At 73.1% G+C, this 25182-nt stretch carries 14 protein-coding genes; 7 read left to right on the forward strand and 7 right to left on the reverse strand.

What is annotated here, in order from left to right; translation table 11 throughout:
- Nucleotide 1: 1 nt before the first annotated feature.
- The 3 genes from IE180_RS20410 to IE180_RS20420 form a co-directional block, all read right to left on the reverse strand.
- On the reverse strand, nucleotides 2-1342 hold the full coding sequence (locus IE180_RS20410) for an ABC transporter substrate-binding protein (protein WP_190158350.1): 1341 nt from the start codon (nucleotides 1340-1342) through the stop codon (nucleotides 2-4).
- A gap of 97 nt (nucleotides 1343-1439) precedes the next feature.
- Entirely contained in the window at nucleotides 1440-2381 is a 942-nt protein-coding gene (locus IE180_RS20415) for a carbohydrate ABC transporter permease (RefSeq protein ID WP_373302803.1), read from the reverse strand.
- Between the two features lie 22 nt (nucleotides 2382-2403).
- Complete coding sequence (locus IE180_RS20420) at nucleotides 2404-3330, reverse strand: carbohydrate ABC transporter permease (protein WP_190158352.1); 927 nt, start codon at nucleotides 3328-3330, stop codon at nucleotides 2404-2406.
- Between the two features lie 275 nt (nucleotides 3331-3605).
- Between IE180_RS20420 and IE180_RS20425 the strand changes: the two genes are divergently transcribed.
- The 4 genes from IE180_RS20425 to IE180_RS20440 all read left to right on the forward strand — a co-directional run bounded on the left by IE180_RS20425 (nucleotide 3606) and on the right by IE180_RS20440 (nucleotide 10586).
- The gene (locus IE180_RS20425) at nucleotides 3606-4604 is read left to right on the forward strand and encodes a LacI family DNA-binding transcriptional regulator (RefSeq protein ID WP_190158508.1); all 999 of its coding nucleotides are present in this window, start codon (nucleotides 3606-3608) and stop codon (nucleotides 4602-4604) included.
- 433 nt (nucleotides 4605-5037) lie between these two features.
- The gene (locus tag IE180_RS20430) at nucleotides 5038-5634 is read left to right on the forward strand and encodes a DUF1349 domain-containing protein (protein ID WP_190158353.1); all 597 of its coding nucleotides are present in this window, start codon (nucleotides 5038-5040) and stop codon (nucleotides 5632-5634) included.
- Between the two features lie 940 nt (nucleotides 5635-6574).
- Nucleotides 6575-8020: an RICIN domain-containing protein gene (locus IE180_RS20435; protein WP_190158354.1), complete on the forward strand. Its 1446-nt coding sequence runs from the start codon at nucleotides 6575-6577 to the stop codon at nucleotides 8018-8020.
- 142 nt (nucleotides 8021-8162) lie between these two features.
- On the forward strand, nucleotides 8163-10586 hold the full coding sequence (locus IE180_RS20440; RefSeq protein WP_190158355.1) for an RICIN domain-containing protein: 2424 nt from the start codon (nucleotides 8163-8165) through the stop codon (nucleotides 10584-10586).
- 819 nt (nucleotides 10587-11405) lie between these two features.
- Here IE180_RS20440 and IE180_RS20445 read toward each other — a convergent pair.
- The 3 genes from IE180_RS20445 to IE180_RS20455 all read right to left on the reverse strand — a co-directional run bounded on the left by IE180_RS20445 (nucleotide 11406) and on the right by IE180_RS20455 (nucleotide 13502).
- Nucleotides 11406-11576, reverse strand: coding sequence for an MbtH family protein (locus tag IE180_RS20445; protein WP_190158356.1), 171 nt, complete (start codon nucleotides 11574-11576; stop codon nucleotides 11406-11408).
- 24 nt (nucleotides 11577-11600) lie between these two features.
- The gene (locus IE180_RS20450; RefSeq protein ID WP_190158357.1) at nucleotides 11601-12440 is read right to left on the reverse strand and encodes an ABC transporter permease; all 840 of its coding nucleotides are present in this window, start codon (nucleotides 12438-12440) and stop codon (nucleotides 11601-11603) included.
- A gap of 150 nt (nucleotides 12441-12590) precedes the next feature.
- Nucleotides 12591-13502 (reverse strand): ABC transporter ATP-binding protein, encoded by a 912-nt coding sequence (locus tag IE180_RS20455; protein WP_229860671.1) that lies wholly within the window; start codon nucleotides 13500-13502, stop codon nucleotides 12591-12593.
- 183 nt (nucleotides 13503-13685) lie between these two features.
- Here IE180_RS20455 and IE180_RS20460 point away from each other — a divergent pair, with 183 nt between their 5' ends.
- From IE180_RS20460 to IE180_RS20470, 3 genes are all read left to right on the forward strand, one after another.
- Nucleotides 13686-16022 (forward strand): M20/M25/M40 family metallo-hydrolase, encoded by a 2337-nt coding sequence (locus tag IE180_RS20460; RefSeq protein ID WP_190158359.1) that lies wholly within the window; start codon nucleotides 13686-13688, stop codon nucleotides 16020-16022.
- Between the two features lie 67 nt (nucleotides 16023-16089).
- The gene (locus tag IE180_RS20465; RefSeq protein WP_190158360.1) at nucleotides 16090-16590 is read left to right on the forward strand and encodes a GNAT family N-acetyltransferase; all 501 of its coding nucleotides are present in this window, start codon (nucleotides 16090-16092) and stop codon (nucleotides 16588-16590) included.
- A gap of 241 nt (nucleotides 16591-16831) precedes the next feature.
- Nucleotides 16832-24124 carry a non-ribosomal peptide synthetase gene (locus IE180_RS20470; RefSeq protein WP_190158361.1) on the forward strand — a complete coding sequence of 2431 codons (7293 nt, stop codon included), beginning with the start codon at nucleotides 16832-16834 and terminating at the stop codon, nucleotides 24122-24124.
- 122 nt (nucleotides 24125-24246) lie between these two features.
- On the opposite strand, the gene IE180_RS20475 is transcribed toward IE180_RS20470, so the two are convergent.
- Nucleotides 24247-25023, reverse strand: coding sequence for a thioesterase II family protein (locus IE180_RS20475; RefSeq protein WP_190158362.1), 777 nt, complete (start codon nucleotides 25021-25023; stop codon nucleotides 24247-24249).
- Nucleotides 25024-25182: the final 159 nt, after the last annotated feature.

Here is a 25182-nt window from a genome sequence, read left to right on the forward strand (position 1 = left end):
GTCACTTGTTGACGGTGAAGCCCTGGTCCTTGCCGTACTTGACGCTGGCGTCCTGCCAGGCCTTCAGGCCGTCGGAGAGCTTCGTCGGGGAGACGTAGGCCTTGCCGACGGTGTCGTTGAAGATCGAGTTCGCGTAGACCTGGAAGGGCAGGTAGGACCAGTCGGCGCCGACGTCGCGGGCGGACTCGGCGAAGATCTGGTTGGCCTGCTGGCCGCCGAAGTACGGGAACTCGGTGTCGAGGAACGCCTTCGACTCCAGGTCCGCGCGGGTCGCGGGGAAGGCCCCCGCGGCGACGCGGGCGCTCGCGCCGGCTCCTGTGGTGGCGTACTCGGTGAAGGCGTAGGCGAGCTCCTTGTTCTTGGCGGCCTTCGGGACGGCGAGGGAGCTGCCGCCGTTCTCGGCGCTGACCTTGTCGCCCTTCGCCCACTGCGGGAGCGGGGCGACGCGCCAGTCGCCGGAGGCGGAGGCGACGCCCGAGGTGAAGTTGGCGGGCATCCAGGCGCCGATGGAGAGGGTGGCGATGGAGCCGTCGGCCAGCCCCTTGTACCAGGCGTCGCTCCAGGAGCTGACGGGCGCGACGAGCTTCTCGTCGAGGAGCTTCTGCCAGGTGGCGGCGTACTTCTGGGTGCCCTCGTCGCCGAAGTCGATGGTGACGTCGGTGCCGTCGCTCTGGTAGGGGCGGCCGCCGGCCTGCCAGATCATGCTGGTGGTGGCCCCGGCGTCGCCGGTGTCGTTGGTGATGAAGATCTTGGGGTCGGCCTTGTGCAGGGCGCGGGCGGCCTCCACGTACTCGTCCCAGGTGGTCGGCACCTTGATGCCGTGCTTGTCGAACACCTTCTTGTTGTAGAAGAGCGCCATCGGGCCGGAGTCCATCGGCAGCGCGTAGATCGCCTTGTCCTCGGTGACCGCGTTCCAGGGGCCGCCGGTGAAGCTGGTGCCGTACTTCTGCGCGCCGTAGGGGGAGAGGTCCGCGACGGCCTTGCCGATGGTGAACTGGCCGAGGGCGTAGTACTCGATCTGGGCGACGTCTGGGGCGCCGGAACCGGCGGCTATCGCGTTCTGCAGGGCGGTGTACTGCTTGTCGCCGGTGCCGGCGTTGACCAGCTCGACGTCGACCTTGGGGTACTTCTTCTCGAAGTCCTCCGCGACCTTCTTGAGCGTGGGTTCCCAGGCCCACACGGTGATCTTGCCGCCCTTCTCCAACGCGGCGTCGACGTCCTTCGGACCGCTGTCGCCGGCCCCCGTGTCCGAGGCGTCGGAGCCGCAGGCGGTGGCGGTCAGCGTGAGCGTGGCGACAGCGGCGATCGCGCCGAGCAGTCTGCGGGTGGTGTGGATGCGCATGGGAGGTGCTCCTGGTCGAGGGTGCGGGTGGGAGGAACTTCCGGGAGAAGGGTGGATCGGGACGGTGCGGTCGTCGCCCGGCGCTTTCGGCGGCCGGTCATTCCTTGACGCTGCCGGCGGCCAGGCCGGACTGCCAGTACCGCTGGAGGAGGAGGAAGACGGCCACGATCGGGACGATCGTGAGCAGGGAGCCGGTGATGATGAGGTCGAAGACGGCCTCGCCGCCGGCGGTCTGGGCCTGGGCGTTCCAGGCGTTGAGCCCGAGGGTCAGCGGGTACCAGTCGGGGTCCTTGATCATGATCAGCGGCAGGAAGTAGTTGTTCCAGGTCGCGACCATGGAGAACAGCAGGACGGTGACGATGCCCGGAGTGAGCAGGGGCAGGGCGATGGTGAAGAAGGTGCGCAGCTCGCCGGAGCCGTCGATGCGGGCGGCCTCCAGGAGTTCGGTGGGGACGGCCTCGGCGGCGAAGACCCACATGAGGTAGAGGCCGAAGGGGGAGATCAGGGAGGGGATGATGACGGCCCAGGGGGTGTTGGTCAGTCCCATGGAGCTGAACATCAGGAAGGTGGGGACGGCGAGCGCGGTGCCGGGCACGGCCACGGCGCCGATGACGACCGCGAAGACGGCCTTGCGGCCGGGGAACTCGTACTTGGCCAGGGCGTAGCCGCCCAGGACGGCGAGGACCGTGGCGCCGCCCGCGCCGGCGGCGACGTACAGCAGGGTGTTGAGGAGCCAGCGGACGAAGACGCCGTCGTCGTAGGTGAGGGTGCGGCCGATGTTGTCCCAGAAGTGGGTGTCGTCGGCGAACCACAGGCCGAAGGAGTCGAGCAGGCCCTTCTGGTCCTTGGTGGCGTTGATGAGCAGCCAGGCCAGCGGGAGCAGGGTGTAGACGAGGACCAGGCCGGTGACGAGCGTCATCGGGACGCTGGGGCGGGGGTTCAGGGGGGTGTGCGGGTGCCGCTTGCGGCGCCGGGGCGCGGCGGGCGTGACGGCCGTGGCCGGCCGGCCGGCCACGGCGGCTTCGGTGTCCGCCGTCATGGTCAGGGAGGTGGTCATCGGCTCAGCCCTTCCGCATGCCGCGCAGCTGGACCGCGTAGGCGATGATCGCGGTGATGACGCCCATCACGATCGCCACGGTCGCCGCGTAGTTGTGCTGCTGGCCCGAGAAGGACAGCGAGTAGGTGTAGAGGTTGGGGGTGAAGTCGCTGGTGATGGCGTTGGGTGCGAGCTTCTGCAGGATGCTGGGCTCGTTGAAGAGCTGGAAGCTGCCGATGATCGAGAAGATCGTGGCGATGACCAGCGCGCTGCGGATGGCCGGGAGCTTGACCGAGCGCACCACCCGCCACTCGCCGGCGCCGTCGATGGCCGCGGCCTCGTAGAGCGAGCGGGGCACGACCTTGAGCGCGGAGTAGAAGATCAGCATGTTGTAGCCGACGAACTCCCAGGTGACGATGTTGCCGATGGAGGCCAGCACCAGGGACGGCGAGAGCGGATCGGGCAGCGAGGTCCCGAAGGCGTCGTTGACGTTCCCGACCAGGCCGAACTGCGTGCCGTACATGAAGCCCCAGATCAGGCCGGCGACGACGGCGGGCACGGCGTACGGCAGGAAGATCGCGACCCTGAAGAAGGTCTTGCCGTAGAGCCGGCCGCTGTCGATGGCCAGGGCGGCGAGGAGGGCGATGCCGAGCATGACCGGCACCTGGACCAGCAGGAAGAGCCCGACGCGGAGCAGTCCGTCCCAGAAGCGGGGGTCGGAGAGCGCCTCACCGTAGTTGTCGAGGCCGACGAACACGGTCCCGCCGACGAGCCGGTCCTGGAACAGGCTCAGGTAGAGGGCGTAACCGATCGGCGCGAGGAACACGAGACCGAAGACCCCGACGAACGGGCCGGCGAAACCCCATCCCACCCAGGCCTCCTTCCGGAGGCGGAAACGGGATCCGCGGCGGGGCGGTGGCACCGCCCGTGCTGACGTCGACAGGAGCGTCATGGCTTGGTCCTAGCGTCGGTGACCGACCGGTCGGGAGACGGGGAGCGAGGTGAAAGGGGCCTGAGGCCGAGAATCGACCCTGTGCGAAGGCTGGCCGATGCGAAATGTTTACGCAATCATCGGTAAGGTGATGGTGACATTCCCGCTGGGGGGCGTCAAGCACGAACTGGCAGCGAATGGGAGGGAATCGGGTGACCGAGCAGAACGCGACCGGCCGGTCGGTGGCCGTGAACGACGGCCGACGGGGAGCGAGGGGCAGGCCGCGCCGTGTCTCCATGGCGGACGTCGCCCAACGGGCAGGGGTCTCCTCGCAGACGGTGTCCCGCGTGTCCAATGGGGACGCGGCCGTCGTCGAGGCGACGCGCAAGAAGGTCCTCGACGCGATGAAGGAGCTGGGATACCGCCCCAACAGCGCGGCTCGCGCCCTCAAGCGGGGGGACTTTCGAGCCATAGGCGTCATCATCAGGGGGCTCACCAGCACCGGCAACGTCCGGACCCTGGACGCCGTCGCCAGCTCGGCGTCCCGCGCCGGCTACGCGGTCACCCTCATCCCGCTCGACGCCCCCACGCAGGACAACGTCAAGGGGGCCTTCACCCGCCTCGACGAGCTGGCCGTCGACGCCGTCGTGCTGATCATGGAGGTGCACCTGCTCGACGCCGCCGCCCTCACCCTGCCGCCGCACGTCAAGGCGGTCGTGGTGGACTCGGACGCCACGGGGCGCTTCCCGGTGGTGGACACGGACCAGCGGCAGGGCGCCCGCTCCGCGGTGCGGCACCTGCTCGACCTCGGCCACTCCACGGTGTGGCACGTCGCGGGGCCCGAGGAGTCCTTCGCCGCGGGCCGTCGTGCCGAGGCGTGGGAGGCGGCGCTGCGCGAGGAGGGGCGCACGGTGCCTCCCGTGCTGCACGGCGACTGGACCCCCGAGTCGGGTTACGAGGCGGGTCTCAGGCTCGCCGACGAGGATTCCTGCACGGCGGTCTTCGTGGCCAACGACCAGATGGCCCTCGGCGTGCTGCGGGCCTTCCACGAACGCGGCGTGCGCGTCCCCGAGGACGTCAGCGTCGTCGGCTTCGACGACATCCCCGAGGCGGCCTCCTTCATCCCGCCCCTGACCACGGTCCACCAGGACTTCGCACAGGTCGGAGCCCTGTGCGTCGACGCCGTCCTGCAGGAGCTGGCCGGCGAGACGGTGACGGGGGTACGGCTCGTGGCGACCACCCTCGTCGAACGGAGCAGCACGGCGCCCCCCGGCGCGCACGGACAGGAGCGCTGAGTGCTGGGACCGCACGCCCGGGGAAGGACCGGCCCGGGGAAGAAGAGGGGCGCCGGGAGAGCCGCGTCGGCCGGGTGCCACGGAAAAGGGCCGGCAGGAGGGCCGGACGGGCCGGGGGCGAAAGGGGCGCGGGCGGGAGAAGCGCGCGCGGACCTCAGGGCTTGACGGCCGGACGCGGCGGAGCCGCGCTCGGACCACCACGAGGGCGGGTGCCACCGCCTTGCGTCGAGGCCCGCTCGTACGGCTTTCGGTCCGGGGCGAGCGGCAGTGCTCGCCGAACGCCTCGAAGCCCTGGCGCAGGGCCGTCAGGGGCGGGCCAGGGAGGCGTGGCCGGGCCGGACCGACGGGGCCGCCACCCGGACTTTCGGATCACCTCTCGGATCTTCCCGGTCGCTTCTCGAACGGGCTCGCCGTCGACATCGGAGTGAACGACATGACCTTGGAACCCATCCTCGCCCACCCCCGGCACTGGCCGGTCCGCCCCGCTTCGCTGACGCTCGACGGCGAGGTGCTGACGGTGGGAGCAGGCGCCGGCACCGACGTCTTCGCCGATCCCTTGACCGGTGGGATCAGAAACGACGCGGCCCGTGCCCTCCTCGTCCCTCCCGAGGGGGACTGGCAGTTCTCGGCCCGCGTCAGCGTCGGCTTCCAGGCGCCCTGGGACGCCGGAGCCGTGGTCATCTGGTCCGCATCGGACACCTGGGCCAAACTCAATCTCGAACAGTCGCCCGACGGCCGGCCCACCGTGTATTCCGTGGTCACCCGGGGACTCTCGGACGACGCGGTGGGGTGGACCCTCGACAGCGGTTCGGCATGGCTGCGCATCAGCCGCATCGACGACGGCTTCGCCTTCCACGTGTCGCTCGACGGAAGTTCCTGGCGATTGGCGCGCCAGTTCGGTCTGGGACCCGTGACGGATCTGCGCGTCGGCATCGAAGTCCAGTCTCCGGTGGGGCAGGGCTGCACTGTCCGATTCGACCGCATGAGGCTGACCTCGACACGGTTGGCGCACCTCTTCGACGGGCGCTGATCGCGGCGCGGCGACCGCCCCGTTGCGGCGGGGCCCGGGGAGTGCGGCGCCGCGCCCTGCCGCGACGACCACGAGCGCGGTTCGTGCCTGCCGTCCGGCAGCACCGTGGATGACGGGTCCGGGTGGGCCGGCTTCTCGCGCTGGTACCCGTCGGACCCGGCTGCCGTCGGCCGGGCGAGGCCGCCACGGCGGCGCCGAGTGCGTGATCACGGGTCGGGCCCGGCCGCGTGCCCCTCCTCTCGGCTCCGGCCGCATGTCGGCGGCTCAGGGTGTGGGTCCCGGCGCCACCGACGGACCGGGTCGGCCGGCGTGAACGAGGGGAGGCGCGGCGAGGGACGCCGAGCAGCCGCGACCCGACCGGCACGGCGCCGTCGACGACCGCGGCGCCGGGCGCTGGAGCGCCGGGCGCGCAGCAGCCTCGGTCCGAGCGCGTACGCCCGTGAAGCTCACCGAGAAGCCGGCCTTGCGAGCGGTGTCGGCGATCGCGCCGGACGCGCGGGTGCCGTCGAGCGTTCGGCCGTCGGGGCGGACCGGGCGATGGCGTTCTGTCGTCCGTGACCATGCGTGCGAACTCCCGCCGGGAGACGTCGAGGGACGCCTGCAGGAAGAGGTCGCCCAACGGCATGTTGGCGTAAACATCGCCGATCGGTCAACTTCGCCGAGTCTTGTCCGAATCCTTGACAGTCCCCGTCGCCCTCCTCAAACTCTCGTCCCGAGCGCTCAAGTTAACGTGAACACGGCAAGGTGACATCTCGCTGTAACGCGGCGGTCACCTTCCGTCGGTGGCGCCGGACCCCACCCGGCGGCCACCTTCCGCCCGGCACGCGGTCTCGCCGGCACACCCCGCATCCGCAGGCGCCCCGCACCGGAGGTGCGTCCACGCCTGCCCCATTCGCCACACCAGACATTTCACTCCCCCCAGATCACGAGGTACGCGATCATGCGACGCACATCCTCGGGGACGGCCACCGTGCTCACCGCACTCTGTGCCGTTCTCCTGTCCTTCTTCGGTGCCACGGGCACGGCTCATGCCGTGTCGGTGACCATCGACAACGCCACCCGGTTCACCGATCCGGCGGGCAATCCCGTCCACGCCCACGGCGGTGGGGTGGTGAAGGTGGGCTCCTACTACTACTGGTTCGGTGAGGACCGCAACGCCGACAACAGCTTCCGGTACGTGTCGGCCTACCGTTCCACCGATCTGAAGACGTGGGAGTTCCGCAACCACGTGCTGAGCCAGGCGACGGATCCGGAGCTGCAGGGCGCGAACATCGAGCGGCCGAAGGTCATGTACAACGCCTCGACCGGGCAGTTCGTGATGTGGATGCACAAGGAGGGAAGCGCCACGGACTACTCCGAGGCGCGGGCCGCGGTGGCGGTCTCCTCGACCGTGGACGGGAACTACTCCTGGCGGGGCAGCTTCCGTCCGCTGGGGCACATGTCGCGGGACATCACCACGTTCGTCGACACCGACGGCACCGGTTACATGATCTCCGCGGCCAATGAGAACGCCGACCTGCACGTCTACCGCCTCACCGCCGACTACACGAACGTCGCCGCGCAGGTGCAGAAGCTGTGGGCGGGTCAGTCGCGGGAAGCCCCGGCGATGTTCAAGCGCAACGGCGTCTACTTCCTGCTGACCTCCGGCGCGACCGGCTGGGCGCCCAACCAGCAGATGTACGGCACCGCCACCAGCGTCACCGGCACCTGGAGCGGTCTGAAGAACGTCGGTGACTGGAACACCTACGGCTCGCAGACGGCCTACGTCCTGCCGGTGCAGGGCACCAGCGGGACGAGTTACCTCTACATGGGCGACCGCTGGGGCAACTCCATGGGCGGCATGGTGCAGGACTCCCAGTACGTCTGGCTCCCGCTGAAGTTCCCCACCAAGACCACCATGACCATGGACTACTACCCGCAGATCACCGTGGACACGGCTGCCGGGACGGTGCAGGGCCTCGGAACGTGGGAGACGCTGACCGCCTCGCACAGCGGCAAGTGCGCGGACGTGGCGGACCGCTCCACCGCGGACGGCGCCGCCCTCATCCAGTGGACCTGCGGCAACCGCAGCGTCAACCAGGAGTTCTGGCTCAAGTCCGCCGGCAACGGCCAGGCGCAGATCGTGGCCCGCTACAGCGGCAAGTGCCTGGCCGCACGGGACGGGTCGACCGCCGACGGCGCCGCGATCGTCCAGTACACCTGTGACGGCACGACCGCCCAGCGGTGGAACGTGATCGGCACCAGCAGCACCGTGCAGCTGGCCGCCGTCCAGAGCGGCAAGTGCCTCGACGTCACCAACACGTCCACGAGCGACGGCACGCCGCTCATCCAGTGGACCTGCAACACCGGCGCCGCCAACCAGAAGTGGCTCCGCACGGCTGTCTGACCGCCGCCCGGACCGCACGGGGCAGGCCCCGCCCCCCTCGGGGCCTGCCCCCTCCATGACCACGCGTCCCGCACCACCAGCCACGCCGGCCCGGCGCCCGCGGCACTCTCGGCGACCGGCGACCACCTCAGGGAGACCGACCATGCGCCCCACTCGTGAACGCCCCCCGACCCGTACGCCCAGAAGCGGCGCGCTCCTGGGCGCCGCCGCCGTGGCCGCGCTCCTCACGACCGGCCTCACGCCCCTGGCCTCCGTGGCGGCGGCCGAGAGCACCGAGCAGGCGGTGACCGTCCGCCCCGACCCCAGCTACCAGCAGCAGCCGTTCCAGGGCTGGGGCACCGCCCTCGCCTGGTTCGCCAACGTGACCGGCGGCTGGCCCGACGCCCAGCGCAACGCGCTCGCGGACGCCCTCTACGGCGCCGACGGCCTCGGCTTCACCATCGCCCGCTACAACATCGGCGGCGGCGACAGCCCCGAGACCGCTCCCTACATGCGGCCCGGCGCGGCCGTCCCCGGCTGGTGGAACCGGCCCGGGCCCGAGTCCCCCGACTGGTGGGACCCGAACGACCCCACGCACTGGAACCCGAACGCCGACGCCAACCAGCGCTGGTGGCTCACCGCCGCCAAGGCGCACGGCGCCACCACCTTCGAGGCCTTCTCCAATTCCGCGCCGTACTTCATGACCAACAGCGGCCTGGTCTCGGGCGCGACCAACGGCTGGCAGGACAACCTCCGCTCCGACCAGTACGACCGGTTCGCCGCGTACCTCTCCGGCGCCCTCCAGCGGGTGCAGAGCACCACCGGCGTCACCTTCGACTCCCTTTCCCCGATCAACGAACCGGGCACCGACTACTGGCACGCCGGCGGACGGCAGGAGGGCTCGCACTGGGACCCCGCCTCCCAGGCGCGCATGCTCACCACCATGCGGGCCCGGCTGAACGCCGACGGCATCACCACTCCCCTCGCCGCCATGGACGAGACCAACCCCGACGTCTTCCGCAGCAACTGGGACACCTACGATCCGGCGGTCAAGTCCGCGATCGGCAGGCTCAACACCCACACGTACGGCACCAACGGCCGCACCGGTGTCCGTGACATCGCCAAGGGAGCGGCCACCCCGCTGTGGATGTCCGAGGTGGACCTCGGCGGAAGCGTCGGACAGAGCTTCACCGACATGAGCCCCGCCCTCGACCTCACCCAGCACGTCAACGAGGACTTCCGCGAACTGGAGCCCCGTGCCTGGGTCCTGTGGCAGGCCGTCGAGGACTACGAGAACATGACCCCGGCGCACGAGAACTCCAACTGGGGCCTCATCCAGACCGACTTCACCCCGGCCGACGCGGCCACCGAGCCCCTGCGCAAGAACAAGAAGTACTGGGCGATGGCGAACTACACCCGGTTCGTCCGCCCGGGGGCCCGCGTCATCAACACCGACGACGCCGACACCTTCGCCGCCCTGCGACCGGCCGGTCAGGGCGCGGTCGTCGTCCACACCAACCCCACCGGTGCGCCCCAGCGGCTCACCCTGAACCTCGCCGGATTCCAGAACGTGGGCACGGGGGCCGTCGAGCGCTACACCACCGACGGCACCAAGAACCTGCAGCGCGAGAGCGACCTGACCCCGGCCGGCAAGACGCTCACCGCGACCGTGGGCGCGGGCTCCGTCACCACCTTCGTCCTGCCCGGCGCGACGGGCGTGAACGTCTCCGACACCACGGCTCCCACCGGCGCCGCGCGTCAGCTGCTCAACGACAACAGCGGCAAGGCCCTGGCCGTCTCCACGAGCAACGGCCAGAGCACGCTGGTCCAGCGCACTTCCAGCCCCGGCACCGCGGCGCAGCAGTGGAAGTTCACCAAGCTCGCCACGGCCGACTGGGGCAACACCGCGACCTACCGCATCACGAGCGTCGCCAACGGCAAGGCGCTCGCGGCCCAGGGCGACGCCCTCGCCCTGGTGACCCCGGGCACCTCCGCCGAGCAGACCTGGATGCTGTCCACCACGGGGGAGGGGCACCACACCCTCGTCAACAGCGCGAGCGGCAAGCTCCTGGACGTCGGCGGCCGGTCCACCAGCGACGGCGCGCCCGTGGGCGTCTACCGTCCGACGACCGGGTCCAACCAGTCCTGGACCTTCCGTTCCGTGGCCGCGGACACCTGGACGCCCCTGCGCATGCGCCACAGCGGCAAGTGCCTGGACGTGAGCGGCGCCTCCACGGCGGACGGCGCCCAGGTCGTCCAGTACACCTGTGGCGGCGCGACCAACCAGCAGTGGTCCATGCGTCCTGTGGGTGGTGGCTACGTAAACGTCGTCGCCCGGCACAGCGGCAAGTGCCTCGACGTCACCAACGAGTCGACGTCCGACGGCGCGGTCGTCTTCCAGTACGGCTGCAACGGCGGCAGCAACCAGCAGTGGTCGGTGCTCAGGTCGGCCGACGGCTTCATCACCCTGCTGGCCCGCCACAGCGGCAAGTGCCTGGACGTGAGCGGCGCCTCCACGGCGAACGGCGCCCAGGTCGTCCAGTACGCCTGCGGCACGGTGGCGAACCAGCAGCTGACCACCTCCTGACGGCCCTCGGCCGGCCCGGAAGCCGCTCGGCTTCCGGGCCGGCCGACCCCGTGCGGCCCGGTCCCGGCCGGGGCGCCGGATTCACCGAGCGCGACTGATCCGCCCCGGACGGCGACCTCGGCGACGGTACCCGCCCGGCTGAATCGCGGGGCGGGGAACCGGTCCTGGCCGACGCGCCGAGGGTCTGACGCTTCCGGAGCCCGGATCGCCACCTCCCCGTGCTTGCCAGATGCGAATCGGAAAGGAGTAAATATGGAACATGAGCGGAGAAACGGACCATAAGGTTGGGGAACATGCCGAAAGCCCCATCGAGGGCCCGCGGCGCCTCAGGTCCTGGCTGACCGGACGCAGCGTCCGCGGTCACCGTCGTGGTGGCGGTGCTGCCGCTCGCCGCCTCCGCCCACGCTGCGGGCGGCAAGGCGGTGTCCTCCGGCGCCACTGCGGTCACCGAGCGGCCAAGTCGCTGGTGACCGGCATCACCGCCGACCACGGCCACACGCCCGGCGGAGGTCACGGCGGAAACATCCCGCCGAGCGCCAGACGTTCGTCATCGCCAAGGGCACCGGCTTCGCCCCGGGTTCGGTCCGCTACGACGCCGAGGTCACCGACATCGCCCCGACGGTCCTCTGCCACCGGGGGAGTACCCCCGCCCCGGCCTGGCAGCTCGACGGCAAGCCGATCGGCACCCTCACGCCCGACGCCTTCGACGCCTTGCGTCCCTCCCTGAGCACCCGGGCCGATGAACTCGCCTTGCCCTCAAGAGCCCCGTCTCCGGGTGCCCACGGTGAAGGGGCGGCTTCACCGTGGGCCGACGCGCGTTCAGGACGCGTGTGCCTCGATCCAGGTGAGGCAGGACGCGCGGGAGTCCTCCTCGTGGACGACCCTCCAGCCGTCCGGGACCTCGATGCCGACCGGCCACAGGGAGTGCTCGGCGCGGTCGTTGCGGAGGACGGCATACGTGCGGTCCTCGCTGTCGAAGGGGTTGGTCATCGTGCGCTCCTGTCGGTGGCTCGGTCAGTCGAAGAGGCGGCGGCTCATCCCGCGTACGGCGAGGAACCACGCGGCGACGGTGAAGGCGGCGAGTACCGCCAGGTGCAGCAGGTCCACGGCGCCGAGCGTGCCGAACGCGGCGTGCCGGACGAGCTGCATGCAGTGGTGGATGGGGTTGACCGCCGCGACGACCTGCACCCAGCCGGCCAGCCCCGTCAGCGGGAAGAAGACCCCGGCGGCCATCACCAGCGGGGTGAGCACGCCCGACACGACGAGCCGCAACCAGTCGATGGCCGGGACCAGGGTGGAGACCCACATCCCGCACAGGGCGAACGCCAGCCCCGCCATCAGCGTGATCAGCGGCACGAGCAGCAGCGACGGGGTGAACGGCAGACCGATCGCGACCGTGACGAGCAGCGGTACCGAGCTGTACGCGGACGACTTGACGGCGATCCACGACGCCTCGGCCGTGACCAGCTCCCACACGTCGACGGGGCGGCTCAGCACCGCGTCGTACAGGTGCTGGTAGCAGCGCCTGTTGTAGCTCTCGAACATGCCCGCGAAGGCGGAGGCGAAGAGGACCGAGGTCACCACCATGCCGATGCCCAGGAACTGCGGGTACGGGCGGCCCTCGGCGGAGTCGACCAGGCGGCCGAAGCCCAGCCCGAAACCGGCCATGTAGACCAGGGGTTCGACCAGCGAGCCGAAGGTGATCGCCGGCCAGTAGCGTTTGAACAGCAGGAGTTCCCGCAGCCACACGGCGCGCAGCGACGGCATCAGCGCCGGGGCGGCCGGTGGGCCGCCCTCGGACACGGGCGCGCCGGCCGGCGGCCGCGCGGGTGGAGCCGGTGCGGCCCTCGACATGGAGTGGGTCCCTTCTGGTCGGCCAGGATCGGCGAACGGCTGCCGCCGCGTGGAGGAGGACAGGGCGCCCGCCGGCACCGGGGCCGGAACGGCGCCGCGCACCGGCGGGGTGCCGGTGGAGCGCCGCGGGAGGAGCGGCGGGCCTCCGGGTCAGACGAACAGCTCGCCCGTCAGCATCACGAAGACGTCCTCCAGGGTCGTCGGCCGCAGCACGTCCGGCGCGCCCAGCTCGGCGCGCAGCGACTCGGGCATCGTCTCGGCGCGGAGCACCGACACCGACAGGCCGGTGCGCCTGCTGGTGAGCCCCGCCCCCGTCACGAGCGCCTCCACCTCCGTACGGCGGGAGGCGTCCCCGCGGTACTCGGCGGCCTGCGCCCCGGCGTGGGCGCGCAGCAACTCGGCCGGGGTGCCCCGGGCGATCAGCCGGCCCGCGAAGACGATGGCGACCTCGTCGGCGAGGCGCTCCGCCTCCTCGATGTAGTGCGTGGACATCAGCACCGTCGTGCCGGTCTCGCGCAGCGCCTCGATGACGTCCCACAGGTCCTGGCGGATCTGCGGGTCCAGGCCCACGGTCGGCTCGTCGAGGAGCAGCAGCCGCGGGGACGTGAGGATGCCCCGCGCGAGGAGCAGTCTGCGCCGCATGCCGCCGGACAGCGCCTCGACGCGGCTGTCCGCCCGGTCCGTGAGGCGCACCGCCGCCAGTGCCCGGTCCACCGCCGCGCCGCACTCGGCGGGCGGCAGGGCGCTGAAACGGGCGAACACCTCCAGGTTCTGACGGACGGTCAGCTCGATGTCGAGGTTGTCCTCCTGCGGAACGACGCCGAGCAGCGAGCGGACCCGCCGTGACGCCGCGGGCATGGCGTGCCCCAGCACCTCGACCGTGCCGCCGGTGGCCCGGCTCTGCCCGGTGATCAGGCGCATGGTGGTGGACTTGCCGGCGCCGTTCGGTCCCAGCAGTCCGAAGAACCGGCCCGGGAGAACCTCCAGATCGAGCCCGTCGAGGGCGTTCGCCGTGCCGTAGGTCTTCACGACGTCCTGGAAATGGACTACGGGGATGCTCACCCGTGAATTCCCCCTTTGAAAACGTGGTGCGGCCCCGGGGCGCAGTGGCGTCATCCCAGGTGCATCGGCCATCCAACCGCAGGTGAAGCCCTTTTGTGAACCCCTTTCAACTCCCTTTGATCACTGATAGGTTTCGAATCGATCAAGCCCCCACGAGGGCGCTTCGTCGATTCCGGGGGCTTCATGAGGTCGCGCGTATACGCGCTCGTCGCTGTTCTGCTGCTCGTACTGACCGCCGTCGGCAGCGCGATTCTCGTGTCCGCCGTCCCGGCGCCCGTACGCGCCGATGCGGCACCCTCCGACTTCTCCGCCGAACGCGCCCGGGTCCACGTTCCGCATTTCGCGCGGGCCCCGCATCCCTCCGGAACGCCGGAAGCCGAAGCCGTAAGGGCTTATGTGCGGGGGCAGTTGACGCGCCTGGGACTGACACCCGTGCAGAGCGAGGCGACGGAGGTGCTGCCCGGCCGGAACTCCTCGCACCTCGCCGGGCGCGTCCACAACATCACCGCCACCATCAAGGGGACCTCCTCCACGGGCGGGCTGCTGCTGGTCGCCCACACCGACTCCGTCCCCACCGGTCCCGGCGCCTCCGACGACGGCCTCGGCGTGGCGTCCCTGCTGGAGATCGCCCGCGTCCTGACCGAGGGGCCCCGCCCCCGCAACGACGTGGTGGTGCTCCTCACCGACATGGAGGAGACCGGCCAGCTCGGCGCCCGCTCCTACCTGCGGAGCCTCGGAGCGGCCGCCCGGGAGCCGCACGTCGTCGTCAACCTGGAGGCCCGGGGCACCAGCGGACGCGCCGTCATGTTCGAGACGGGCGCCCACAGCGCGGCCCTGGCCGACGCCCTCGCCGACGCCCCGCCCGTGGCCACCTCCCTGTCCGACGAGGTCTACCGGCTGCTGCCGCACGACACCGACCTGACCCCGCTGCGCGCCGCCGGCATGACCGGGCTGAACTTCGCCGTCATCGGCGGCAGCGCCCGCTACCACGGGCCCGGCGACGACGCCGCCCACCTCGACCCGGGCAGCCTCCAGGACCTCGGCGACACCACCCTGTCCGCGGTGCGCGCCCTGTCCGCGGCGGACCTCCGGGAGGTCACCGAGGCACCCGAGGCGACCTGGTTCAACGTGGGCCCGCTGCTCGTCCGCTACCCCGCCGGGGCGGTGCTGCCGCTGGCCCTGCTGGCGCCCGCCGCGCTCGCCGCGGCCGCCTGGTACGCCCGCCGTCGCCGCGCCCTGCGCGTCCGTGCCGTCGTACGGACCGCGCTGACCTTCCCGCTCACCCTCGCCGCGGCCGCCGCGCTCGGCTGGGCCGCCTGGCAGGGCCTGCTGCTGCTCCGCCCCGACTACGCCCTGTTCCACCTCGGCGACCCGTACCGCACCGGCCCGGCCGTCGCCGGACTGCTGCTGCTCACCGCCACGGTGACCGGGCTGTGGGCCGTGTGGACGGCGCGGCCGGCCCGGGGCTCCGCGACGGAGGCGGCCGTCGGCGTCCTCGTGTGGCCCGCGCTGCTGGCCGTGCCCGTCGCCGTGCTGCTGCCCGGCGCCGCGTACGTGTTCACGTGGACGGCCCTCGGCGGGGCCGCCGGTCTGCTCCTCGCCGTCCGCGCCCCGCAGGACTCGCCGTGGGGAGCGGCCGCCCTCGCGCTGGGCGGGCTGCCCGGCGTCGCGGTCACCGCCCCGCTGGTCGTGCTGCTCTTCCCGACCCTCGGGCTGGCCTCCGCCGCGGCGCCGCTCGTCCTGGCGGCCCTCGGCCTCGCCGTACCGGCCCTCCTCGCGGCCCTGCTGCTGCGGACCGCCCCGCGCCGGAGGGTCGTCGCGGTCGGCGCGGCCGTCGCGGTCACCGGGACGGCGCTCGTCGGCGCCAACGCCCTCACCGGCCGCGCCGACGCCGAGCACCCCCGGCCCGTCAGCCTCATGTACGCGCTCGACGCCGACCGGGGCCGCGCCTACTGGGTGTCCGAGGACGCCGACGCGCACCCGTGGGTCACCGCCCACACCGGCACCTCCCGCACCGACGCGCTGGAGGCGTGGTCGCCCGCCCTCGCCGCCCCGCCCGGCGGCCTCCTGGCGGGCGAGGCGCCGGTCGCCCCCGTCTCCCGGCCGGAGGTCACGACCGTCTCCGACACGCGCAGCGGCGCCACCCGGACCGTACGCCTCTCCGTGAAGGCCGCGAACGGCACGCCCGTCCTGCTCGCCCTGTACGTCGACACCTCCGCCACCGAGGTCGTCGGCGCCCGCCTGAACGACGCGCCCGCCGGGACGCAGGACCTGCCCGGCGGGGAGAACCGTCCGCACGCCGGCTCGCCGTGGAAGTGGGGGCTGCTGTTCGCCGCACCCTCGCCGGGCGGCCACGAGGTGACCCTCACCGTCCGGGGCGGCAAGCCCCTGCGGGTGCTCGTCATGACGCAGGACGCGGGGCTCCCCGAGCGGGCGCTGAGACGGCCGCGCCCCGAGGACCTCACCTGGCTCCCCGACGCGGCGGGACTCTCCTTCGCGAGCCGCGTCCACACCGTCTGAGCACCGGCTGCCCGCTCCCGCACCACCGACGACACCCCTTTGCCCGCCACGACAGAAACGAGTCCCCATGACCTCCTCCGTCCCGCACGGCGCCGACCGGGTCGAGAAGCCGGAGACCCCGCGCATCCGCCGGGCGACCGCCGCCGACGGCGAGGCCGTCACCGCGGTCTTCCTCGCCTCCCGGACCGCCACCATGCCGTACCTGCCGCGCCTCTACAGCGACGAGCAGACCCGCGCGTGGATCGAGGCCGTCGTCCTGCCCGACACCACCGTCTGGGTGGCCGAACTGGGCGACCCGACGGAGATCGTCGGCTTCGCCTCCCTCGACGGCACCGTCCTCGACCACCTGTACCTGCACCCCGACGTACGGCGCCGGGGCATCGGCACGGCACTGCTGGAGACCGTGCGGGAGGCGTCACCGGAGAAGCTGTCCCTCCACGTCTTCCAGCGGAACACCGAGGCCCGCGCCTTCTACGAGCGGCACGGCTTCACCGCGGGCGAGCTGAACGACGGCAGCCGCAACGAGGAGAACGAGCCCGACGTGACGTACCACTGGACCGCCGGCTGACCGCTCCCCGGCCCGCCCCGGCGCCGCCGAGCACCACGGGGGCGCCAGGGCACCACCCGCATCACGGCACCACCCGCGCCACCAAGCATCACCAGCGCCACGTGTTACCAGCAAGCACCACGCACCACGCGCCACGCACCACCAGCACCACGCACCACGCACCACCACGACGCAGACCCATCGCAACGGCCTGACGCGGCAGCCCCCAGGGGCCGTCCGCGTCCACGGGGAGGAACAGCAAGTGCAGGGCGAAGGCACCGTGCCGGGCGAGATCCCGCTGTCCTACGCACAGCTCGCGCTGTGGTTCAACGACCGGCTCCAGGAGGGTGACGCCTCCTACAACATGCCGGTGGCGCTCCGCCTCAGGGGCCCACTCGACGTCGACGCCCTGCGCGACGCGCTCGGGGACGTCATCGACCGGCACGCCGCCCTGCGGACCGTCTTCCCGGAACGCGACGGCACCCCGTACCAGCGCGTCCTGGACCCCCGGGACGTTCCCGTGCCGCTGACGGTCCGGCCCGCCGACGAGGCGGACCTCCCGGAGCTGATCGCCGCCGCCTGCCGCGAGTGCTTCGACCTGGCCGCCGAACCGCCCCTGCGCATGCGGGTCTTCGTCCTCGGACCCCAGGACCACCTGGTCCTGATGCTCCAGCACCACATCGCGGGCGACGGCTGGTCGATGGCGCCGCTCGCCCGCGACCTGAGCGCCGCCTACACGGCCCGCTCCGAGGGGCGCGCGCCCGCATGGGCGCCGCTTCCCGCGGACTTCGCCGCGTACGCGACCGCACAGCACGCCGGCCTCGGCAGCCTGGACGACCCCGACAGCGGCATCAGCCACCAGCTGGCGTACTGGAAGGACGCGCTCGCCGGGATACCCGACTGCCTGCCGCTGCCCACCGACCGGCCGCGCCCCGCCGTCATGTCCCACGAGGGCGACTACTTCCCCTGGGAGATCCCCGCCGCCCTCCACCGTGACCTGCTCGCCCTCGCCCGGTCGTGCCGGGTCAGCCTGTTCATGGTCGTCCAGGCCGCGCTCGCCACCGTCCTCAGCCGGTCCGGCGCGGGCGACGACCTGCCCATCGCCAGCCCCACCGCCGGACGCGGCGACTCCCGCTACGACGACGTCGTCGGCTACTTCGTCAACCCGCTCGTCCTGCGCATCGACACCTCCGGCGACCCCACCTTCCGCGAACTGCTCAAGCGGGTGCGCCGTACCGACCTCCAGGGCTTCGCCCACCAGGACATGCCCATCGAGCGGCTCATCACCGCCCTCAACCCGCCGCGCTCCCTCGCCTGGCACCCGCTGTTCCAGGTCATGCTGGCCTTCCAGAACCTGCCCGAGGCCGCCCTCGCCCTGCCCGGCGTCACCTGCGAGGTCGTCGAGGCCGACCCGGGCGGCGCCAAGTTCGACCTGTCGTTCAACGTCATGGAGCGCCGCGGCGCAGACGGCGAACCGGCCGGGCTGACCTGCTTCGTCGAGTACAGCAGCGACCTGTTCGACCGGGCCGGGGCCGAAGCCCTCACCCGGCGGCTCGCCCTGCTCCTCGAACGGGTCGCCGACGACCCCGACCAGCTCATCGGCGCCGTCGACCTGCTCGCCGCCGACGAGCGCGACACCCTCGCCGCGCTGTGGGACGGACCCGCGCTCGACGTGCCCGCCCTCGCCTACCACCAGGCGTTCGAGGAGCGCGCCGCCGCCGAACCCGGCACGCCCGCCCTCGTCGCCGGAGCCGACCGGCTCACCTTCGGCGAGCTCAACGCCCGCGCCAACCGGCTCGCCCGCGAACTGGTCCGCCGCGGCGCCGCGCCCGACCGGCCCGTGCTCGTCGTCCTCGACCGCACCGCCGAGCTGGTCGTCTCCCTGCTCGCCGTCCTCAAGTCCGGCGCGGCCTTCGCCCCGCTCACCCCCGACACGCCCGCCGAGCGGATCGCCGCCGTCGCCGCGACCGCCCGCCCGGTCTGCGCCGTCACCACCACCGCCACCTCCGGGCAGCTGCCCGCCGGGGTCCCCGTGCTCGCGCTGGACGACCCGGACGTCCGCGCGGCGCTCGCCGCCCAACCGGACACCGACCTCTCCGAGGCCGACCGCGCCGCCCCCACCGGCCCGTCCGACACGGCCTACGTCATCCACACCTCCGGCTCCACCGGCACCCCCAAGGGCGTCGCCGTCGAGCACCGGGCGCTCGCCCACCTCGCGGAGCACCACCGCGTCCGCATGGTCGGCCGGTACGCGCCCGCCGACGGCACGCGGCTGCGCGTCGGGCTGGTCGCCTCCATCACCTTCGACACCGCCTGGGAGCCCTTCTTCTGGCTCCTCGAAGGGCACTGCCTGCACCTCCTCACCGACGAGGTCCGCCTCGACCCCGAGGCGCTCGTCGCCCACGTGCGGCGCGAACGGCTCGACTTCCTCGACCTCACGCCGACCTACGCGCAGGCCCTGCTGACGGCCGGGCTGCTGGACGACGGCGACCACCACCGGCCGCGCGCCCTGATGCTCGGCGGCGAGGCCGTCGGCCCCGAGCTGTGGGAGCGGCTCTCCGCCGTCCCCGGGACCGACGTCCACAACTACTACGGGCCCACCGAGTTCACCGTCGACGCGCTCTGCTGCGAACTGGGCGACAGCCCCACCCCGGTCATCGGCCGGCCCCTCGACAACGTCCGCGCGTACGTCCTCGACGAGCGGCTGCGGCCCGCCCCGCTCGGCGTGCCCGGCGAGCTGTACCTGGCAGGACCCCAGCTCGCCCGCGGCTACCTCGGTGCCCCCGCCCTCACGGCGGAACGATTCGTCGCCGACCCGTACGGCCCTCCCGGCAGCCGCATGTACCGCACGGGCGACCTCGCCCGGATCCGCCGCGACGGCCACGTCGAATACCTCGGCCGCGCCGACGAGCAGGTCAAGATCCGCGGCTTCCGCATCGAACCCGGCGAGATCGAGGCACAGCTCACCGGCCACCCCGCCGTCGCCCAGGCAGCCGTCACCGTGCGCGGCGAGGAGGACGGCGACCCGTACCTCGCCGCCCACGTCGTCACGGCGCCCGGCCGGCAGGCACCCGGCGCCGCCGAGCTCCACGAGCACCTGGCCGCCCGACTCCCCGCCTACATGCTGCCCGCCGCCTACGCCCACGTGGACCGGCTGCCGCTCACCGCCAGCGGCAAGCTCGACCGGCGCGCCCTGCCCGAACCGGACCTGCGCCTCACCGGCGGCCCCGGCCGTCCGCCCGCCGACGAGCGCGAGGCAGCCCTGTGCCGCCTGTTCGCCGAGGTGCTGCGACTGCCCGAGGCCGGCCCGGACGACGACTTCTTCCGGCTGGGCGGCCACTCACTGCTCGCCATGCAGCTGGTCAGCCGGGTCCGCGCGGCCACCGGCGCCGAACTGCCCATCCGCGCCGTCTTCGAAGCCCGCACCCCCGCCGGACTCGCCCGCCGCCTCGACGCGCCCGGCGGACGCCGCCCCGCGCTCGCCCCGGCGCGGCGCCCCGCCGAGACGCCCCTGTCGCACGCCCAGCGCCGGCTGTGGTTCCTCCAGCGCCTGGAGACCGACAGCCCCGCCTACCACATCCCGCTGCCGCTGCGCCTCGACGGCCCGCTCGACATCGGCGCCCTGAGCGCCGCCCTGCACGACGTCGTCGTCCGCCACGAGGCGCTGCGCACCGTCTTCCCCGACCGGGACGGCGTGCCCCACCAGCGCGTCCTCGACCCGGCGGAACTGCCGTCCCTGCTGGACATCGCCCCGCTGGACCCCGCCCGAGCCGAGGGCGCCGCCCTGGAGGCGGAGCTGCGCTCCGCCGCCTCCGCCCCGTTCGACCTCGCGTCCCGGCCGCCGCTGCGCGCCCGCCTCTACCTGCTCGGCCCCGGCCGGCACGTCCTGCTGCTGACCGTCCACCACATCGCCTGCGACGGCTGGTCCCTCCAGCCGCTCGCCGCCGACCTGAGCGCCGCCTACCGGGCCCGCGCCGGGGGCGGCGCCCCCGACTGGGCGCCCCTGCCCGTCCAGTACGCCGACTACACCCTCTGGCAGCACGACCTGCTCGGCGACGCCCGCACCCCGGGCACGCTCGCCGCCGCCCAGTGGGACCACTGGCGGGCCGTGCTCGACGGACTGCCCGACGAGATACCGTTGCCCGCCGACCGCCGCCGCACCCCCGAGACCGGCCACGAGGGCCGCACCGTGCCCGTCGAGATCGGCGCGGACACCCACCAGGCGCTCGCCGCGCTCGCGCGGGAGAGCGGCGCGAGCCTCTTCATGGCCGTGCAGGCGGGCCTGGCCGCGCTGCTGACCCGCCTCGGCGCCGGGACGGACATCCCCCTCGGCGCCCCGGTCGCCGGCCGCACCGACGCCGCCCTGGAGGACCTGGTCGGCTTCTTCGTCAACACGCTGGTGCTGCGCACCGACACGGCCGGCGACCCGACGTTCCGGGAGCTGCTGGACCGGGTCCGCGACCTCGACGTGGCCGCCTACGCCCACCAGGACCTGCCGTTCGAGCAGCTCGTGGACCTCGTCGGTCCCGAACGGCAGCCCGGCCGGCACCCGCTGTTCCAGGTGGCCCTCGTGGTGGACCAGGGCGCCGACGTGCGGCTCGACATCCCCGGCGTCACCGCCGGACGGCTCACCGTGCAGCTCGCGCCCGCCAAGTTCGACCTGACGGTCACACTTGCCGCCGAACGCGCCGACGACGGCACGGAGGGCCCGCTGCGGGGCACCGTCGAGTACCGCACCGACCTGTTCGACGACGCCACGGCCGCGTCCCTCGCCGAACGGCTCACCCGGCTGCTCACCGCCGCCGCCGCCGAACCGGACCTGCGCATCGGCCGGATCGGGCTCCTCTCGGACGACGAGCGGCGCCTCGTCCTCGACAAGTGGAACGACACCCGCCGCGAACTGGAGCCCACCACGCTCACCGCGTCCGTCAAGGAGCAGTTCGCCCGCACCCCCGACGCCACGGCCGTCGTCTTCGAGGGCTGCGAGACCACGTACGCCGAACTCGACGCGCTCGTCGACGAACTGGCCGGTCGGCTCGCCGCGCTCGGCGCCGGACCCGGCGCGGTCGTCGCCGTCGCCGTGCCCCGCTCCGTGGACCTGGTGGCCGCCGTGTGCGCCGTGCACCGGACGGGCGCCGCCTACGTGCCGCTCGACCCCGACTACCCGGCCGACCGGCTGGCGTTCATGCTGGAGGACGCCCGCCCCGCGGCCGTGATCGCCGCGCCCGGCGAGGCGGAGCGGCTGCGCGTCCCGGACGGCGTCGCCCTCCTCGCGCCGCGCCCCGCCGCTGACGGCGGCGAACGGGGGACGCCCACCGCACCGGCCCCGGACGACCCCGCGTACGTGATCTACACCTCCGGGTCGACGGGCCGCCCCAAGGGCGTCGTCGTCCCGCACGGCGCCGTCACCAACCGGCTCCGCTGGGGTCAGGAGCAGTACCTGCTCACCGACCGGGACCGGGTGCTCCACAAGACGCCGTCCAGCTTCGACGTGTCCGTGTGGGAGATCTTCTGGCCCCTGACGACCGGCGCCACCCTGGTCGTCGCCCGCCCGGAGGGACACCGCGACCCGGCGTACCTGTGCGACCTCATCCGCTCCGAGCGGGTCACCGTCGCCCAGTTCGTCCCCTCCATGCTCGACGCCTTCCTCCAGCACCCCGACGCGGGCCGCTGCGACTCGCTGCGGCTGGTCATCGTCGGCGGCGAGGCCCTGACGACGGCCACCGCCCGCCGCTTCCACCAGGTGCTGCCCGGCGTCCGGCTGGTCGACCAGTACGGGCCCACCGAGGCCGCCATCGAGGTGACCGCGTGGACCTGCCGTCCCGAGGACGACGACGGCCGCCCCGTGCCCATCGGCCGCCCCGTGTGGAACACCCGCGTCCACATCCTCGACGCGGAACTCCAGCTCGTCCCGCCCGGCGTCGTCGGCGAGCTGTACCTCGACGGCGTCCAGCTCGCCCACGGCTACCTGGGCCGCCCCGCGCTCACCGCCGAGCGGTTCGTCGCCAACCCGTACGGCCCGCCCGGTTCCCGCATGTACCGCACGGGCGACCTCGCCCGCTGGCGGCCCGACGGCGCGGTCGAGTACCTCGGCCGTGTCGACGGCCAGGTCAAGGTCCGCGGCTTCCGCATCGAACTGGGCGAGATCGAGGCGGCGCTGGGCGAGCACCCGGCCGTCGCCGCCGGGGTCGTCCTGGTCCGCGAGGACCGGCACGGCGCGCCCCGCATCGTCGCCTACGTGGTGCCCGCGGGCACCGCACCCGCCACCGAGGAGCTCCGCGAGCACCTGCGGGGCCGGCTCCCCGAGCACATGGTGCCCACCGGGTACGTCACGCTCGACGCGCTGCCCGTCACGCCCAACGGCAAGCTGGACCGGGCGGCGCTGCCCGAGCCGGACGACGCCCCCGCCTCGGCCGGGGGCGGCGCCCGGCAGCCCGCCACGCCGCTGGAACGCACCCTGACGGAGCTGTTCGCCGAGATCCTGGACGTGCCCGGCGCCGGACCCGACGACGACTTCTTCCTGCTGGGCGGCCACTCGCTGATGATGGTCCGGCTCGTGGAGCGGATCCGCGCGGAGACCGGGGTGGACCTCGCCGTCCGTACCCTCTTCGACCACCCGACCGCCGCCGCGCTGGCCGCCCGGATCACCGGGGACCCGGCTCTGCACAGCCGGTTCGCCGAGGGCCCCGGCAGCGGCGCCGGACCGGACGACGGCCCGGCGCCGTGGGAACCGGTGCTGCCGCTGCGAGCCCACGGCACCCGCGCCCCGCTCTTCTGCGTCCACCCGGTCGTCGGTGACGGCTTCGGATACGTGGGGCTGCTGCGAGCCCTCGGCCCGGACCAGCCGGTCTACGCCCTCCAGGGCGCCGGACCGGCCTGCGGACGGCCCCGCCCCGCCACGCTCGGCGACCTCGCCGCCGAGTACACGGCGCGGATCCGGGAGATCCAGCCGCACGGCCCGTACCGGCTCCTCGGCTGGTCCTTCGGCGGCGTCGTCGTCCACGAGATGGCCGTCCAGCTCCGCGAACAGGGCGAGCGGGTCGACCTGGTCGCCCTGATGGACAGCGTGCCGCCGACCGAGCACGACCGGCGCGCCCACGCGGCGCCGGTCGGCGAGACGGACGTGGTGAGCGCCCTGCTCGACGCGGTGGGCGCGCCGGAGGAGGACATCGCCGCCGTCTCCGACGGCACCCGCGTCCCGGAACCGGAGGAGCTGCTGCGGCTGCTCGCCCCGGCGATGGGCGCCTCCGCCCCGGCGGCCCCGGCCGAGCTCGCCGCGATGATCGACACCTGCCGCTACCACGGCGAGCTGATGGTGCGCTGGACGCCCCGCACGTACGACGGCGGGCTGCTCACCTTCACGGCCACCGCGGAGGTGCGGCGGGAGGCCGCCGTGGGCCGCGCGACCACCCCCGAGCTGTGGGCGCCGTACCTCACCGGGCCGGTCGCCGACCACCCCGTGGACGCCCAGCACCTCCAGCTCGTGGAGCCCGGCCACATCGATGCCATCGGCCGGGTCCTCGCGGCCGAACTGTCCCGCCTGGACGCCCGGTGACCCGCCGCCGCGCCGCCCGCCCCGGCCGCCCGGCCGGTCCCCGGGGCGTCCCGCGCCCGGCGCCCGGAGGCACCGCGCCCCGGGCGGGAGGCGCGGCGGCCGCCGGGCGCCGGGCGACCGGCTCAGCCGGCCGCGCCGGCGTGCTCCTCCGCGGCACCGGCGATCTCCTCCATGACCGCGTCGACCTCGTCGTGGAGGAAGAAGTGGTCGCCGGGGAGTATCCGCCGGCGGAACCCGCCCGCGGTCACCGAGCGCCAGCCGTCGATCCACTCCGGTCCGGAGAGCCGGTCGCCGTCACCGCCGAGCGCCACCACGGGGCACGGCAGCACCGTCGGCCGGACCGCCTCCATGTACCGGGAGAGCAGCCCCAGGTCCGCACGCATCACGGGCAGCAGCATCGCGAGCAACTCCCGGTGCTCCAGGATCTCGGCGGGCGTGCCGCCGAGTTCGACGATGCCCTTCAGCAGTTCGTCGTCGTCGCGGTCGTGCAGGGGCATCGCCACGGGCGAGCCGGGGGGACGGCACCCGGACACCACCAGGGTGCGCGGCAGCGGACGGCCCCCGGCCACCAGGCGGCGGGTCGTCTCGTACGCGATCTGGGCGCCCATGCTGTGCCCGAACAGCAGGAACGGCTCCCGCTCCGGCCGCGCCTCCAGCACCGACAGGACGCCGTCCACCACCTCCTCCATGGAGGCGGGCAGCGGCTCGGCCATGCGGGTGCCGCGGCCCGGCAGCTCCACCGGCACGAAGTCGAGCCCCGGCACCTGCCGGGAGCGCGCCCAGGCCAGGTACGAGCCCGCCGAGCCGCCGGCGTGCGGGAGGCAGTAGACCCGCACCGCTCCCATGCCGCCGTCGGTGACGGGGTCGGAGTCCCAAGGGGTCCATCGGTTGCGCGTCACTGCGTTCTGCCCTTCTGTCCTGGAGGAGTTTCCGAGCCGTCTCGGGGCTCGTATGGAGACCTTATTCAGGAATTCGTCCGGCGGACCAGTCCGACGGCCCGTCAAAGCCCCTGACCACGAAGGATGATGAATAAATTTCTGTTGACCCGATCATTTTGG

Source organism: Streptomyces litmocidini (genome assembly GCF_014649755.1).
GTDB classification, from domain to species: Bacteria; Actinomycetota; Actinomycetes; order Streptomycetales; family Streptomycetaceae; genus Streptomyces; species Streptomyces litmocidini.